Genomic DNA, 14,316 nt, shown 5'->3' with positions numbered 1-14,316 from the left:
TGACTTTTTAATTGGCTACACTGCCGCAGATTGTTTCTGCCTGGGGTATTCGGATGCAAAAGACCCGCCTTGCCGTTCTCGGACGTTTTTCCCAATGGTGTGGCCTGGCTTTGTTGAGCCTGGCCTTGGCTGCCCCCATGGCCCAGGCGGCTGTGAAAAAACCGGCCAAAAAACAGCAGGTGAGCAGCAGCGTGAAAAAGCGCAGCATGGCTCGCAAGGTGGAGCCGGCACGCAAGGTGGCCCGCCAGGGCAAGACCCAGCGCGTGCGCGTTCAATTGCCGGCGCGTGGTGCCCGCAATTCCTTGCGTGCTGCGGCTGTGGCTGCCCCCGTGGTGGTGGCGGAGCGCCAATCTTTTGGCCAGCTCGCCGGCCTGCACAAGACCGACGATCCGCTCGATCTCAAGTCCAGCGTCGCCCTGGTGGTGGATCAGGACACGCACGAAGTGCTGCTGAGCAAGAACGACAAGGCCGTGCTGCCGATCGCCTCCATCACCAAGCTCATGACCGGCCTGCTGGTGGCCGAGGCGCACCTGCCGCTCGATGAGCACCTGAGCATCACTCAGGACGACGTGGACACCGAAAAAGGCAGCCGCTCGCGCCTGTCGGTTGGCACCACGCTCACGCGCGGCGAGCTGCTGCACCTGGCGCTGATGTCGAGCGAAAACCGCGCTGCCCACGCCCTGGGCCGCACCTATCCCGGTGGCTTGGCGGTTTTTGTTGCCAAAATGAACGCCAAGGCGCAGCAGCTGGGGATGAAGGACACGCGCTACGTGGAGCCCACCGGGCTGTCGAGCCAGAACCAATCGAGCGCCCGCGACCTGGCCACCCTGGTGGGCGTGGCGCATGGCGTGCCGCTGCTGCGCGAGCTGTCCACGTCGCCGGGCTACGAGGTGGAGGTGGGCCGCCGTACCTTGCAGTTCAACAACACCAACCGCCTGGTCAAGAGCCCGGCTTGGGATATTGGCTTGCAAAAAACGGGCTATATCTCTGAAGCTGGGCGCTGTCTGGTGATGCAGGCCGAGGTGGCTGGGCGCAAGCTCATCATGGTGTTCCTGGATTCGGCAGGCAAATTCAGCCGCTTGGGCGACGCCGAGCGCGTGCGCCACTGGGTCGAGGCGCGCAGCGGCCGCTAAAGGCCGTCAGCGCAGCAAGGCGCTGGCGCTGAGCAGGCCCAGCCAGGTCAGCAGCAGCGAGCCGCCCAGGTGCGCGCCCGCCACCAGCAGCGCCAGGCCCAGGCGCTGCTGCAGCAAAAGGCCCATGACTTCGGCAGAAAAGCTCGAAAACGTCGTCAGCGCCCCCAAAAAACCCGTCACCAGCAGCAGGCGCCAGGCCGGATCGAGCTGCGGCAAGGCCTGGAACACGGCCACGCACACCCCTACCAGATAGCCGCCGAGCAAATTGGCCGCCAGCGTGCCCCAGGGCAGCAGGCTGCCCGGTTGCGACAGCCACAGGCCCAGGCCCCAGCGGGCGAGCGCGCCCAGGCAGGCGCCCAGGCAAATCGAGATCACGGGCAGCATGGCGGGGGTGTTTTAGGTGTAGAGAAAATCGTGCAGCGCCCGGCCAAAGGCGGGGCTGGTGCACAGCGCCAGGCTCAGCTGTACCCGTTCGTTTGCGGGCGCAGGCGCCAGCTGCAGCTGCTGAGCGGCACGGTCGTAAGTGCAGTGCAGGGGGGCGCCGGCCTCGGTTTGTGCCTGCAGGTCAAAGTCCCAGTCGAATCCTTCTTCGATGGCGCCTTGGCAGCCCGGAAAATGCGCCTCGGCCCAGGCCAGCAGTTGCGCCACTTCCTGGCACAGGGCGGGCAGGTGTGCGGCGCTGACGCAGGCCATGGCGTCCCAGCCGGCAGCGCCATCGGCGTCTTCGCTGTAGTCGAAATCGAGGTAGTCAAACGCCATGGGTGCTTATTTTGAGGGCGGGCGGTGGCTGAGGTTGGCGGGCACGTCTGCCTGGCCAGCGCGGCGGGCACGAAAGAGCGCGGCGCGCATTAAAAAAATGGTGGTGACGGGCACGGTGATGGCGACGAACAGGGCCAGTAGCAGCGGGTGCAGGGCCATTTGATGGCCGAGCAGCGAGAAGTACACGATGCTCGCGTGCATCACGCACCACAGGCCCAGCGTGGCGATGATGGCCGGGGCGTGGACGCGCTCGAAATAGGTTTTCAGGCGCAGCAGACCCAGCGAGCCGAGCAGGGCAATGCCCGCGCCCAGCAGCACCAGGGTGGCGATGGTGATTTCGGCCCACAGGGGCAGGGCGGGGGCGCTCATTCGATGATCTCGCCGCGCAGCAAAAATTTGGCCATGGCGGTGGAGCCCACAAAGCCAAACAGCGCCACCAGCAGCGCCGCTTCAAAGTAATGCCCGGTGGCGTAATACATGCCCAGCACCAGCATCAGCAACATGCCGTTGAGGTACATGCAATCGAGCGCCAGCACCCGATCCTGCGCATTGGGGCCGCGCAGCAGGCGCACCAGGGTCAGCAGCATGGCGATGGCCAGCAGCACCATGGCCAGGGGCAGAGCCCAGGAGAGGATGCTCATTCAAAAATCTCCATCAGCGGCTTTTCATAATGGGTTTTTACATGCGCGACGATGGCCTGCGGGTCTTTCACTTCCAGCACATGCAGCAGCAGCATGGAGCGGTCCAGGGCCAGCTCTGCCCAGGCCGTGCCGGGGGTGATGCAGACGATGGTGGCCAGCACCGCGAGAGCGTTGGGGTCGCGCAGCTGCAGCGGAATGTGCACAAAGGCGCTGGGGTGGCGCTGCAGCCCGGGGCGCAAGATGATGCGCAGCACCTGCCAATTGGAGAGCACGCTGTCGGCCATGACGCGCAGGCCCAGCTGCAGGATGCGGCCCGGGCGGCGTATGCGCACCGGCAGCGGCCGCAGCGCGCCGGTGATTTGCGGGATCAGCAGCGCCAAGAGCAGCGCCAGCAGCAAATGGCCGCTGCTGGCCGAGCGGTTGAGCAGCAGCCAGAGCACGAACAGCACGCCCGAGAGCAGGGGCGAGGGCAGGAGTTTTTTCATGGTGCCTCCGGCGCGCCAGGGATGGGCTGGGCCTGCATGACGGCGCGGATGTAGGTGTGCGGCGCGTGCAGGGCGTTGGCGCTGGCCTGGGTGAACTGCAGCACCAGCGGCGCCTGCACCGTGAGCCACAGACAGGCGGCAAGCAAGGCGGCGATGGGCAGCCCTTCGAGCACGCGCAGCTGTGGCGCCTGGCGATCTTGCGCGGCCCAGAAGTGGCGGATGCCGGTGCGCGTGAGCGCCAGCAGCGCCAGCAGCCCGGTGCCCACCATCAGCGCCAGCAAGCTCCAGCCAATGGGCCCGGGGCGCAGCCCGCCCGAGGCGCCCAGGCCCAGCGGGTTGAGCAAGGCGGTGAGCATGGCAAATTTGCCGACAAAGCCCGACAGCGGCGGCAGCCCCGCAATCACCAAGGTGCAGGCCAGAAAGGCCAGGCCGAGGAAGGCGGCTGCGGCCGGAATCACGCGCCCGATCAGCGCTTCTTCCTCATCGTCGAGGTTTACACCTTGGGCGGGCAGCAGCTCGGGGGTGAGAAAGGGTGCGTCCTCGTCGTCCGCATCCGGGCGTGTGCCGTCGTTGCGCCAGCGCTCGACCAGGTCGGCGAGCAAAAACAGCGCTGCCACCGCCAGGGTGGAGCTGGGCAGGTAGTACAGCAAGGCGGCGGTGAGCTCGGTTTGGCCCAGACCCATGGTGGCAAGCAGCGTGCCCGAGGAGAGCACGGCGGCGTAGCCCGCCAGGTGCGTGCTGCGCTGCGAGCCCATCATGCCGATGGCGCCAAATACCATGGTGACCATGCCGCAGCCCACCAGCCAAGGCCCGCCCCACAGGGCGCTGGGGCCGGCTTCGCTGCCAAACAGCAGCGTCCACAGGCGCAGCAGGGTGTAGATGCCGACCTTGGTCATGAGCGCAAAGAGCGCGCCCACCGGCGCCGTGGCGCTGCCGTAGGCCGGCACCAGCCAGAAGTTCAGCGGCCAGACGGCTGCCTTGATGAGAAAGGCCGTGGCCAAAATGCCGGCGCCGGCGTGCAGCAGGCCCCGGTCGCCGGGGGTGACATGGGCGATGCTGCGCGCCAGATCGGCCATGTTGAGCGTGCCCGTGAGGCCGTAGAGCATGGACGCGCCAATCAAAAACAGCGTGGACGCGGCCAGGTTGATGGCGATGTAGTGCAGCCCGGCCTGCACCCGGGCCCGCCCCGAGCCGTGCAGCAGCAGGCCGTAGGAGGCGGCCAGCAGGATTTCAAAAAAGACGAACAGGTTGAACAGGTCGGAGGTGAGAAAGGCGCCGGCCAGGCCCATCAGCTGGAACTGGAACAGCGGGTGGTAATGCACGCCGGCGCGGTGCCAGCGCGCGGCCGCAAAGACGATGGAGGCCAGGGCGATGAAGGAGGACAGCACCAGCATCAGCGCACTGAGCCTATCGAGCGCCAGCACGATGCCAAACGGCGCCGGCCAGTTGCCCGGCAGGTACACGCCCAGGGTGGCGCTGGGGCCGGGCCGGTCGCTGTAGAGCAGCAGCGCCAGCGCCACGCACAGGCCCGCCAGGGTGGAGCCGATGTTGAGCACGAGTTTGCCGCGCTGGCGCTCCTCGCCCAGCAGCAGCATGAGCGCTGCGCTGGCCAGCGGCAGCAAGATGGGGGCGAGCAGCAGGTGCGGCATGAGGCGCTCGACCCAAGGCCCAACCAGGGGCAGCCAGTCGGTGCTGCTCATGGCATCTCCCGGTGTTCACGCGCGTGGCTGCCGTCCACATGGTCGGTGCCCGACATGCCGCGCGCCGCCAGCAGCACCACCAGGAACAGGGCCGTCATGGCAAAGCCGATGACGATGGCGGTGAGCGCCAGCGCCTGTGGCAGCGGATCAGCGTAATGCTGCAGGTCTTGTGCCAGGCCCGCTTGCAGCACCGGCGGCTTGCCCATTTGCAGGCCCAGCCGCCCCATGCTGAAGATGAACAGGTTGACGGCGTACGACAGCAGCGACAGCCCCATGATGATCTGAAAGGTGCGCGGGCGCAGCAGCAGCCAGACGCCAGCGCCAGTGAACACGCCAATGGCCAGGGCGAGCACGATCTCCATTACAGTCCGCCTTGTATTTTGCTATTTAATTTATAGCTGCTCGCGCTTGTTCTATAAGCGCTAGAGCCTGTTTTTGCTTGTATTTCAGGGGTGAAATCGGCTTCTTCGAGCAAGCGTGCGTGCCAGCGGTGGCCCCGGATCGACTGGTGCGCCAGCGCCGTCAAGATGAGCAGTGTGGCGCCCACCACCAGGGCGAAGACACCGATGTCGAAGAACAGCGCGCTCGCCACGTGCACCTCGCCCAGCCAGGGCAGGTGCAGGTGCGCAGTGTGTGTGGTCAGGAAAGGGTAGCCCCAGGCAAAGGCGCCCACGCCCGTGGCCAGGGCGCACAGCAGGCCGGCGGCGATCCAGCGCCGGGGTGAGAGCGGCATATGGGCCTCGACCCATTCCGTGCCCGAGATGATGTACTGCAAGATCAGCCCCACCGACAGCACCAGCCCAGCGACGAAGCCGCCGCCGGGCTCGTTGTGCCCGCGCAGAAAAATATAGGCCGCCACCAGCGTTGCCAGCGGCAGCAGCAGGCGCACCAGCACGGCGGGCACCATCAGATAGCCCACGGCGGTGTCTTGCGCGTGGCGCGGGTTGAGCAGATCGGTCTGCAGGTCGGCCGGCACGGCGCGCTGCTGCGGCGGCAGATCCATGCTCTCGCGCGCCGGGCGAAAGCGCCGCAGCAAGGCATAGACGGTCAGGGCGACGATGGCCAGGACGACGATTTCGCCAAAAGTGTCAAAGCCCCGGAAATCGACCAGCATGACGTTGACCACGTTCGTGCCCCCGCCCTCGCTGAGCGCGCGTTCGAGGAAGAACGTGGAGGTGCTCTCGGGAAAGTCGCGGCTCATCATGGCAAAGGCCAGCCAGGCCATGCCGGCGCCAGCAGCGAGCGCCAGCAGCAGGTCGCGCAGGCGCCGCCGGCGCGTGCCGCGTGCGCGCAGGTGCAGGGCCTCGTTGCGCTGCGGCAGCCAGCGCAGGCCCAGCAGGATCAGCACCGTGGTCACCAGTTCGACGGCAATTTGCGTGAGCGCCAGGTCGGGGGCGGAAAACCACAAAAACGTGATGCAGGTCGCCAGCCCGGCGCCGCCGAGCAGCGTCAGCGCCGCCAGGCGGTGGAACTTGGCCTGCCAGGCGGCGGCGATGGCGCACAGGCCCCCGAGCAACCACAGCAGCACGAAGGCGCTGGACAGCGGCAGGCTGGCACGCTGGCCCAGGCGCAGGCCGTGCAGCAGCAGCGGCGCTGCGCCCGCCACCAGCGCGGCGAGCACCAGCCACAGCATTTGCCACTGCAGGCGGCGCGTGCCCAGCAGGCGCCGGCCCTGGCGTGCTGCGCGCGACAGGTGCGCCAGCAGGGCCTGAAAAATCTGCTCCCCATCCCAGCGCGCCAACAGCGGCGTGCGCGTGATGCGGCCGCTGCGCTGCGCCGGGCGCAGGGCGCGGTACAGCAGCGTGCCGCCCAGCAGCGCCAGCAGGCTCATCACCACCGGGGCATTCCAGCCATGCCACAGCGCCAGGCTGAACGCCGGCAGTGCGCCACCCACCACCGGGGCCGCCGCTGCGTTGAGAAAGGGCGCAATCACCTGGCCCGGCAGCGTGCCCACCAGCAGGCAGGTGAGCACCAGCAGCTCGACGGGCACGCGCATCCAGCGCGGGGGCTCGTGCGGGGCGTGCGGCAGGTCTTGGGCCGGTGGGCCGCAGAACACCTCCAGCGTCAGGCGCAGCGAGTAGGCCACACTGAACATGCCCGCCAGCGTGGCGGCCACGGGCAGGCCCCAGCGCACCAGCGGCGTGGCGTCGATGAACACGGTTTCGGCAAAGAACATTTCCTTGGACAAAAAACCGTTGAGCAGCGGCACGCCGGCCATGGCAGCGCTGGCCACCATGGCCAAGGTGGCGGTGATGGGCATGGCGTGGCGCAGGCCCGAGAGACGGCGCAGGTCGCGCGTGCCGCTTTCGTGGTCCACAATGCCCGCCGCCATGAACAGCGAAGCTTTGAAGGTGGCGTGGTTCATGGTGTGGAACACTGCCGCCACCGCCGCCAGCGGGCTGCCCAGGCCCAGCAGCAGCGTGATCAACCCCAGGTGGGAGATCGTCGAGTACGCGAGCAGCCCTTTGAGGTCGTTCTGGAACATGGCGGCAAAGCCGCCGAGCAGCAAGGTGATGAGGCCGGCGCCGCCGACGAGCCAGAACCAGGGCTCGGTGCCGCTGAGCACTGGCCACAGGCGCGCCAGCAGGAAGACCCCGGCCTTGACCATGGTGGCCGAATGCAGATAGCTCGACACCGGCGTGGGCGCGGCCATGGCGCGCGGCAGCCAGAAATGAAAGGGAAATTGCGCGCTTTTGGTCAGCGCTCCGAGCAGGATCAGCACCAGCGCCGTCAGGTACAGCGGGTGCGCCTGCACCTGGCTGGCGGCGGCGAGCACATGGTCAAGGTCGTAGCTGCCGACGATGTGCCCGAGCACCAGTAGCCCCGCCAGCAGCGCCAGGCCACCTGCGCCGGTCACGGTGAGCGCCATGCGCGCGCCCCGGCGTGCGTCCTGGCGGTGGTGCCAGTAGCCGATGAGCAAAAAGGAGAACAGGCTGGTCAGCTCCCAGAAAAACGCCAGCTGAATCAGGTTGCCCGAGAGCACCACGCCCAGCATGGCGCCCATGAAGGCGAGCAAAAAAGCAAAAAAGCGCGGCGCCGGATCGGCTGGCGAGAGGTAGTAGCGCGCGTAGAGCACCACCAGCGTGCCAATGCCCAGCACCAGCATGGCAAACATCCAGGCAAAGCCATCGAGGCGCAGCACCAGCTGCAGGCCAAACTGCGGCAGCCAGGCAATTTCGTGGCGCAGCACGCCGCCCTGGGAGATTTCAGGAAACAGCAGCGCCATCTGCACCGTGCACCACAGGGCGATCAGGCCGGCCAGGGTGGATTCGGTGTTGCGGGCGTTGGCGGGGAGGATGGCAGCGAGCAGGCTGCCAAGAAAGGGCAGGAGGAGGATGTGAACCAGCGGCATTGCGCTGCATTCTACGGCCATGATGTGGCCATTCTCCTGGGCTGCTTTGCTATAAAAATATGAGCTACTGGCGCACTCAGGTTGCGCCTTGGCTGCCGATTTTGTTCAAAGCTTGGGTTTGGCCGGCATGTCCGGTGCTGGCGGGGCCTTGGGCGCTTGCGGGATGTTGCCCGCCTGGGGCGCGGCGGGGATGTGTAGCGAGTAGCTTTGGCCATCGACCGTCAAGCCCTGGCCCGAGAGCTGGGCGGCGCGGGTCGGGCCAATGCCCGGGACGCGGGTGATGAACTCCTCCCAGCTGCGAAACGGCCCTTTTTCGCGCGCCTTGAGGATGCGCGCCGTCAGCATCGGGCCCAGGCCGCGCACACCGTCGAGCTCGGCTTCTTTGGCTTTATTGACTTCGACGCCTGCCCAGGCTGGGGCCAGGCAGAGCCAGACCAGGGCGGCGAGCAGGGTCGAGCGCAGCAGAGACAGGGCAGAGGTCATGGCAAAGCTCCTTTAGGTGGTGTCAAAAATCACAATTCTTCCACGCGCCGCGCGGGGTAGCTGTCCCAGCTTTGGCAGCCGGGGCATTGCCAGAAATGCTGGCGGGCTTCAAACCCGCAGGCCGCGCAGCGGTAGCGCAGCAGGGGCTTGGTGGCCAGCTCCAGGGCGCGTTGCACGTCGCCGTGGTGTTCTTCGTGCTGCAGCGGCTCAGCGGCCAGCCATTGCGTGGCCGCCACCAGCGATGGCTCGTGCGCCAGGTGCTGGGCGTAGCGCGCGCGTCCGGGGCGGGTGCTTTCGCCACTGTTGTCGTCGAGCTGTACCAGGGCCATGAGCAGGTCCAGGCCCGGCGTGGCCTGGTAGTGCTGCTCCAGCAGGGCCTGGGCCTGGGCGCTGCGCCCGCAGGCGGCGGCGGCTTCGAGCAGCAGCGGCGCCGCCAGGGGCAGGGCGGCGGGGGCTTGTTGCGCCAGCTGCTCCAGGGTGTCGCAGGCGGCGCTGGCTTCGCCGCAGCGCTGCTGCTGGCGTGCGCGCTCAATGAAGGGGCGCGGGGCCTGCGGTGCCACGGCCTGCGCTTGCTGCAGCAGGCGCCGTGCGCTGGCCTCGTCGCCCTGGGCCGAGGCGGCAAGTGCTTGCTCGCACAGGTAATGCGCCTGGCGGGTGCTGAAATCGCCTTGCTGCGCCGCCTGCAGTTTGGCGGCGATGGCGGTGGCCTGGGGCCAGTCGCGGGTGCGCTCGTAAATGGCCAGGCGCGCCAAGCGCGCTTCTTGCTCGAAGGGCGTGCCTTCGAGGGGCTTGAGTGCGTCTTCGGCGCGGTCGAGCAGGCCGGCCTTGAGGAAATCGAGTGCCAGCGCGTGCTGGGCGCGCTCGCGGTCGGCGCGCGAGAGGTCGGCGCGCGAGAGCAGGTGCTCGTGCACGCGCACGGCGCGGTGGTACTCGCCCCGGCGGCGAAACAGGTTGCCCAGGGCAAAGTGCAGCTCGGAGGTGTCGGGGTCGTTTTGTACGGCCTCGATGAAGGCGTCGATGGCCTGATCCTGCTGCTCGTTGAGCAGGTAGTTCAGGCCTTTGAAATAGGCCCGGGGTGCCTGGCTGTTGTCGCGGCGCAGCTGGCGCAGGTCAAAGCGTGAGGCCCACCAGCCCAGGCCAAAGGCCAGGGGCAGGCCGAGCAAAATCCAGCTGAGGTCAAATTCCATGGGGTGGCAGTTCGGCGCTGGCGGGCAGGGGGGCGGGTTCGGTGGCAGGGGCTGTCTGGGCGCTGGCCGCTGCAGCCTGCGCACGGCGTGCGGCGCTGCGGTGGCGCCACCAGCGCGGCACCATGCCCAGCACGCCCATCACGATGCCCAGGCCAAAGGCAGAGAGCACGATCAGCACCATGGGCGCGCGCCATTGCGTGCCAAAGAAAAAGTGCACGCTGGCGTCTTGCTGGTTATTGAGCGCGAACGCAAACAGGGTAAAAAAAATGGCTGCCTTGAGCAGCCACAGGAGGTATTTCATAGGTCTCCCCGGTGGTGGGGCGATTCTATGCGCCTGTTTCAGGCGGCAATTGCGCCACCGCTTCGCGCAGGGCCTTGCCAGGCTTGAAGTGGGGCACCCGCTTGGGCGGGATGTGCACCGCTTCGCCGCTGCGGGGATTGCGCCCCAGGCGCGGCGGGCGGTGCGTGACCGAAAAGCTGCCAAAGCCCCGCACTTCGATCCGGTGGCCACGCACCAGGGCGTCGCCGACGGCGTCGAGAATGGTCTTGACGGCCAGTTCGGCGTCGCGCTGTGTGAGCTGGCCAAAACGGGCGGCCAGTTCTTCGACGAGGTCGGATCGGGTCATGGAGGGCTGGTGCAGTAGCGCACAGACGCCAGGCCCAGGGGCCGGCGCCTGCAGCGTGGCTTACTTGTCGGAGTTGTCCAGCTTGGCGCGCAGCAGGGCGCCCAGGCTGGTGGTGCCGGCGTTTTCCTTGGCCGACTGGGCCGACAGCGAAGCCATGGCTTCTTGCTGGTCTGCCTGGTCCTTGGCCTTGATGGACAGCTGGATGTTGCGCGTCTTGCGGTCCACGTTCACCACCACGGCGGTGACTTCGTCGCCTTCCTTGAGCACGCTGCGGGCGTCTTCCACGCGGTCGCGCGAAATTTCGGAGGCGCGCAGGTAGCCGACGATGTCTTCGCCCAGGTCGATTTCAGCGCCGCGCTGGTCCACGGTCTTGACCTTGCCGGTCACGATCTGGCCCTTGTCGTTCACGGTCACGAAGGTGGTGAACGGGTCGCCGTCGAGCTGCTTGATGCCCAGGGAGATGCGCTCGCGCTCCACGTCCACGGCCAGCACGATGGCTTCGACTTCCTGGCCCTTCTTGTAGTTGCGCACGGCGGCTTCGCCGGTTTCGTTCCACGACAGGTCAGACAGGTGCACCAGGCCGTCGATGCCGGCAGCCAGGCCGACGAACACGCCGAAGTCGGTGATCGACTTGATCGGGCCCTTGACGCGGTCGCCGCGCTTGGTGTTCTGCGCGAACTCTTGCCAGGGGTTGGCACGGCACTGCTTCATGCCCAGGCTGATGCGGCGCTTGTCTTCGTCGATTTCGAGAACCATGACTTCGACTTCGTCACCCAGCGACACGAGCTTGTTGGGGGCGATGTTCTTGTTGGTCCAGTCCATTTCGGAGACGTGCACCAGGCCTTCGATGCCGGGCTCGAGTTCGACGAACGCGCCGTAGTCGGCAATGTTCGTGATCTTGCCGAACAGGCGGGTGTTGGCCGGGTAGCGGCGGGCCACGCCCATCCAGGGGTCGTCGCCCATTTGCTTGAGGCCCAGGCTGACACGGTTCTTCTCGGTGTCGAACTTGAGGATCTTGGCCGTGATTTCCTGGCCAGCCGTCACCACTTCGCTCGGGTGACGCACGCGGCGCCATGCCATGTCGGTGATGTGCAGCAGGCCGTCGATGCCGCCCAGGTCCACGAAGGCGCCGTATTCGGTGATGTTCTTGACCACGCCGTTGACGATGGCGCCTTCCTTGAGCGTCTCCATCAGCTTGGCGCGTTCTTCGCCCATGGAAGCCTCAACGACAGCGCGGCGCGAGAGCACCACGTTGTTGCGCTTGCGGTCGAGCTTGATGACCTTGAATTCCAGGGTCTTGTTCTCGTAGGGCGAGAGGTCTTTGATCGGACGGGTGTCGATCAGCGAACCGGGCAGGAAGGCGCGGATGCCGTTGACCAGCACGGTCAGGCCGCCCTTGACCTTGCCAGAGGTGGTGCCGGTGACGAATTCGCCCGATTCCAGCGCCTTTTCCAGCGACAGCCAGGAGGCCAGGCGCTTGGCGGTGTCGCGCGAGAGGATGGTGTCGCCGTAGCCGTTTTCGATGGAGCCGATGGCCACGGACACGAAGTCGCCCACTTGGACTTCGATCTCGCCCTGGTCGTTCTTGAATTCGTCGATTGGCACGTAGGCTTCGGACTTCAGGCCAGCGTTCACGACGACAAAGTTGTGCTCAACGCGCACGACTTCGGCGGTGATGACCTCGCCAGGACGCATTTCGGTGCGTTGCAGCGATTCTTCAAACAGGGCGGCAAAAGATTCGGACATGTGTTTCCTTGTGCGCACCACAGGGTTGACGGCAGCACGATTGCAACCGTTTCTAAAGGCTGTGGGCGCAGGGGTGGTGGCTTGCGCCACGGGGTTGGAGTGAAAGAACCACACCACCAGTTGTGCCTGGAGTTGCCTCGTGCAGCACGGTGGGGGCGGTGTGGGCCGGGTTGTCAGCCTTTTGCCGGGGCGGCAAAAGGCTGGCGTGCCTGCCACCAGGACAGCACCTGCGCCACGGTCTGGTCGATCGTGAGCGTGGAGTTGTCCAGGGGGATGGCGTCTGGGGCCGGCTGCAGCGGGGCGACGGCGCGGGTTTGGTCGCGCAGGTCGCGCGCCTGCAGGTCGGCGCGAAGAGTGTCGATGTTAGCCGCAATTCCCTTGGCAATCAACTGCTGGTAGCGGCGCTCGGCGCGGCAGGCGGCGCTGGCGGTCATGAAAACTTTGAGCGGCGCGTGCGGGAAGATGACGGTGCCCATGTCGCGCCCGTCGGCCACCAGGCCCGGCAGGCGCGCAAAGCTGTGCTGCAGCGCCACCAGGGCGCTGCGCACTGCGGGCAGGCTCGACAGGCACGAGGCGTTGACGCCGATTTCCTCGCTGCGGATGGCATCGGTCACGTCGGCCTCGGCCAGCCAGACTTTGCCGTCGGCAAAGCGCACCGGCAGGCTGCGGGCGATGGCGGAAATTTGCGCCTCGTTGTCGGCGTCGATGGCGATGCCCGCTTGCAGCGTGGCCAGCGCCGTCAGGCGGTAGAGCGCGCCCGAGTCGAGAAAGGTGTAGCCCAGCTGCTGCGCTACGGCAGCCGCCACCGTGCCCTTGCCCGAGGCCGTGGGGCCGTCGATGCACAGCACCGGCACCTGCGTGGTTTGCGCCACGCCAAACAGCGCCTCGAAGTAATCAGGGAAGGTCTTGGCCACGCACTGGGGGTCTTCAATTCGGACGGGCAGGCCCGCCGGGTTGAAGGCCGCGAGCGAGAAGCACATGGCGACGCGGTGGTCGTCGTAGGTGTGGATGCTGGCGGCGCGCCAATCGGCGGCGCTCGCGGGGGCGGTGATGGCGATGAAGTCGGCGCCTTCTTCCACCACGGCGCCGAGTTTGCGCAGTTCGGTGGCCATGGCGGCGATGCGGTCGGTTTCCTTCACGCGCCAGCTGGCGATGTTGGTCAAGCGCGTCGTGCCCTGGGCGTAGAGCGCCATGACGGCCAGGGTCATGGCGGCGTCGGGGATGTGGTTGCAGTCGAGCGCAATGGCTTTGAGGGGCCAGCTGCCGCGCTCGATGTGCAGCCAGTTGGGCCCGCCCTCGATGTGCGCGCCCATGGCGCGGGCGGCGTCGATGAAGCGGATGTCGCCTTGGATGGAGTCGAGCCCCACGCCCTGGATTTTGATGCCTTTTTCGCCTGTAACGCTTGCCGAGATTGCGCCAAGCGCTATGAAATAGCTAGCAGATGAGGCATCCGCCTCGACGTGGATTTCGCCCGGCGACTGGTAGCGGCTGCCGGCGGGGATGGTAAAGCGCTGCCAGCCGTCTTGCTGTACGGCAATGCCAAAGCGCGCCAGCAGTGCCAGGGTGATGGCGATGTAGGGCTTGGAGATGAGCTCGCCCACCACTTCGATGACCACGTCCTGCTGCTGCGCCGCCAGCGGCAGCGCCATGAGCAGGGCGGTGAGAAACTGGCTGGAGACGTCGCCGCGCACCTGGATGGGGGCATCGAGCCGCAGTGCCGGCAGGCCCGCGCCATGCGCAATGCGCAGCGGCGGAAAGCCCTCGTTGCCCAAATAATGGATCTGGCAGCCGAGCTGGCGCAGGGCATCGACCAGGTCGCCAATCGGGCGCTCGTGCATACGGGCGATGCCCGAGAGCTCAAATTCGCCGCCCAGCAGCGCCAGCGCTGCCGTGAGCGGGCGCATGGCGGTGCCGGCGTTGCCCAAAAAGAGCTTGGCGGGCGACTGCGGCGTGCGCGTGCCCAGGCCGGTGATGTGCACCGTGCTGGTGCTTTCTTCTTCTACGGTGCAGCCGATGTGGCGCAGTGCGTCGAGCATGACGCGGGTGTCGTCGCTGGCGAGCAGGTCGCGCACCGTGGTGCGGCCATGGCTCAGGGCGGCCAGCAGCAGCACGCGGTTGGAGATGCTCTTGGAGCCGGGCAGCTGCACGCAGCCGGCGGCGCCTTGCAGGGGGGGCAGATCGAGAAAAGCGGTGCGGTACATGGC

The 14,316-nt window shown here is 67.0% G+C and carries 15 protein-coding genes; 1 reads left to right on the top strand and 14 read right to left on the bottom strand.

Annotation, left to right across the window (positions count from 1 at the left end):
- The first annotated feature begins 53 nt into the window (after positions 1-53).
- Positions 54-1,133 carry a D-alanyl-D-alanine endopeptidase gene (gene pbpG, locus G7045_RS08230; RefSeq protein ID WP_166159186.1) on the top strand — a complete coding sequence of 360 codons (1,080 nt, stop codon included), beginning with the start codon at positions 54-56 and terminating at the stop codon, positions 1,131-1,133.
- 6 nt (positions 1,134-1,139) lie between these two features.
- Here pbpG and crcB read toward each other — a convergent pair whose 3' ends face one another.
- The 14 genes from crcB to G7045_RS08160 form a co-directional block, all read right to left on the bottom strand.
- Entirely contained in the window at positions 1,140-1,517 is a 378-nt protein-coding gene (gene crcB / locus G7045_RS08225) for a fluoride efflux transporter CrcB (protein ID WP_166159185.1), read from the bottom strand.
- Positions 1,518-1,529: 12 nt separating this feature from the next.
- On the bottom strand, positions 1,530-1,892 hold the full coding sequence (locus tag G7045_RS08220; RefSeq protein ID WP_166159184.1) for a hypothetical protein: 363 nt from the start codon (positions 1,890-1,892) through the stop codon (positions 1,530-1,532).
- Between the two features lie 6 nt (positions 1,893-1,898).
- Positions 1,899-2,261: a monovalent cation/H(+) antiporter subunit G gene (gene mnhG, locus G7045_RS08215; RefSeq protein ID WP_166159183.1), complete on the bottom strand. Its 363-nt coding sequence runs from the start codon at positions 2,259-2,261 to the stop codon at positions 1,899-1,901.
- The gene (locus G7045_RS08210; RefSeq protein ID WP_166159182.1) at positions 2,258-2,533 is read right to left on the bottom strand and encodes a K+/H+ antiporter subunit F; all 276 of its coding nucleotides are present in this window, start codon (positions 2,531-2,533) and stop codon (positions 2,258-2,260) included. Before G7045_RS08210 ends, mnhG begins: the two co-directional genes overlap by 4 nt.
- Positions 2,530-3,018, bottom strand: a complete 489-nt coding sequence (locus G7045_RS08205) for a Na+/H+ antiporter subunit E (RefSeq protein ID WP_166159181.1) — start codon at positions 3,016-3,018, stop codon at positions 2,530-2,532. The genes G7045_RS08210 and G7045_RS08205 overlap by 4 nt, the downstream gene beginning before the upstream one ends.
- Positions 3,015-4,718, bottom strand: coding sequence for a monovalent cation/H+ antiporter subunit D (locus G7045_RS08200; RefSeq protein WP_240919182.1), 1,704 nt, complete (start codon positions 4,716-4,718; stop codon positions 3,015-3,017). The genes G7045_RS08205 and G7045_RS08200 overlap by 4 nt, the downstream gene beginning before the upstream one ends.
- Positions 4,715-5,080, bottom strand: a complete 366-nt coding sequence (locus G7045_RS08195; RefSeq protein WP_166159180.1) for a Na+/H+ antiporter subunit C — start codon at positions 5,078-5,080, stop codon at positions 4,715-4,717. The genes G7045_RS08200 and G7045_RS08195 overlap by 4 nt, the downstream gene beginning before the upstream one ends.
- On the bottom strand, positions 5,080-8,070 hold the full coding sequence (locus G7045_RS08190; protein WP_166160400.1) for a monovalent cation/H+ antiporter subunit A: 2,991 nt from the start codon (positions 8,068-8,070) through the stop codon (positions 5,080-5,082). Before G7045_RS08190 ends, G7045_RS08195 begins: the two co-directional genes overlap by 1 nt.
- Positions 8,071-8,175: 105 nt before the next feature.
- Positions 8,176-8,553: a helix-hairpin-helix domain-containing protein gene (locus G7045_RS08185; RefSeq protein WP_166159179.1), complete on the bottom strand. Its 378-nt coding sequence runs from the start codon at positions 8,551-8,553 to the stop codon at positions 8,176-8,178.
- A 29-nt stretch (positions 8,554-8,582) separates the two neighbouring features.
- Entirely contained in the window at positions 8,583-9,740 is a 1,158-nt protein-coding gene (gene lapB, locus G7045_RS08180) for a lipopolysaccharide assembly protein LapB (RefSeq protein ID WP_166159178.1), read from the bottom strand.
- Positions 9,730-10,041, bottom strand: coding sequence for a lipopolysaccharide assembly LapA domain-containing protein (locus G7045_RS08175; protein ID WP_166159177.1), 312 nt, complete (start codon positions 10,039-10,041; stop codon positions 9,730-9,732). The genes lapB and G7045_RS08175 overlap by 11 nt, the downstream gene beginning before the upstream one ends.
- Positions 10,042-10,066: 25 nt before the next feature.
- Entirely contained in the window at positions 10,067-10,366 is a 300-nt protein-coding gene (locus G7045_RS08170; protein WP_166159176.1) for an integration host factor subunit beta, read from the bottom strand.
- A 60-nt stretch (positions 10,367-10,426) separates the two neighbouring features.
- On the bottom strand, positions 10,427-12,229 hold the full coding sequence (rpsA, locus tag G7045_RS08165; protein WP_370521590.1) for a 30S ribosomal protein S1: 1,803 nt from the start codon (positions 12,227-12,229) through the stop codon (positions 10,427-10,429).
- A 56-nt stretch (positions 12,230-12,285) separates the two neighbouring features.
- Complete coding sequence (locus tag G7045_RS08160; RefSeq protein ID WP_166159174.1) at positions 12,286-14,313, bottom strand: bifunctional 3-phosphoshikimate 1-carboxyvinyltransferase/cytidylate kinase; 2,028 nt, start codon at positions 14,311-14,313, stop codon at positions 12,286-12,288.
- Between the last annotated feature and the right edge of the window lie 3 nt (positions 14,314-14,316).

The organism is Acidovorax sp. HDW3, from assembly GCF_011303755.1.
GTDB lineage: Bacteria > Pseudomonadota > Gammaproteobacteria > Burkholderiales > Burkholderiaceae_C > Paenacidovorax.
Note: the sequence above shows the minus strand (reverse complement) of the source record. Positions and strands in the feature narration are given on the sequence as shown.

Excerpts from the sequence above, each read along its gene's own strand:
- pbpG (WP_166159186.1), top strand. The coding sequence starts at position 54 with ATGCAAAAGACCCGCCTTGCCGTTCTCGGACGTTTTTCCCAATGGTGT.
- crcB (WP_166159185.1), bottom strand. The coding sequence starts at position 1,517 with ATGCTGCCCGTGATCTCGATTTGCCTGGGCGCCTGCCTGGGCGCGCTC.
- G7045_RS08220 (WP_166159184.1), bottom strand. The coding sequence starts at position 1,892 with ATGGCGTTTGACTACCTCGATTTCGACTACAGCGAAGACGCCGATGGC.
- mnhG (WP_166159183.1), bottom strand. The coding sequence starts at position 2,261 with ATGAGCGCCCCCGCCCTGCCCCTGTGGGCCGAAATCACCATCGCCACC.
- G7045_RS08210 (WP_166159182.1), bottom strand. The coding sequence starts at position 2,533 with ATGAGCATCCTCTCCTGGGCTCTGCCCCTGGCCATGGTGCTGCTGGCC.
- G7045_RS08205 (WP_166159181.1), bottom strand. The coding sequence starts at position 3,018 with ATGAAAAAACTCCTGCCCTCGCCCCTGCTCTCGGGCGTGCTGTTCGTG.
- G7045_RS08200 (WP_240919182.1), bottom strand. The coding sequence starts at position 4,718 with ATGAGCAGCACCGACTGGCTGCCCCTGGTTGGGCCTTGGGTCGAGCGC.
- G7045_RS08195 (WP_166159180.1), bottom strand. The coding sequence starts at position 5,080 with ATGGAGATCGTGCTCGCCCTGGCCATTGGCGTGTTCACTGGCGCTGGC.
- G7045_RS08190 (WP_166160400.1), bottom strand. The coding sequence starts at position 8,070 with ATGCCGCTGGTTCACATCCTCCTCCTGCCCTTTCTTGGCAGCCTGCTC.
- G7045_RS08185 (WP_166159179.1), bottom strand. The coding sequence starts at position 8,553 with ATGACCTCTGCCCTGTCTCTGCTGCGCTCGACCCTGCTCGCCGCCCTG.
- lapB (WP_166159178.1), bottom strand. The coding sequence starts at position 9,740 with ATGGAATTTGACCTCAGCTGGATTTTGCTCGGCCTGCCCCTGGCCTTT.
- G7045_RS08175 (WP_166159177.1), bottom strand. The coding sequence starts at position 10,041 with ATGAAATACCTCCTGTGGCTGCTCAAGGCAGCCATTTTTTTTACCCTG.
- G7045_RS08170 (WP_166159176.1), bottom strand. The coding sequence starts at position 10,366 with ATGACCCGATCCGACCTCGTCGAAGAACTGGCCGCCCGTTTTGGCCAG.
- G7045_RS08160 (WP_166159174.1), bottom strand. The coding sequence starts at position 14,313 with ATGTACCGCACCGCTTTTCTCGATCTGCCCCCCCTGCAAGGCGCCGCC.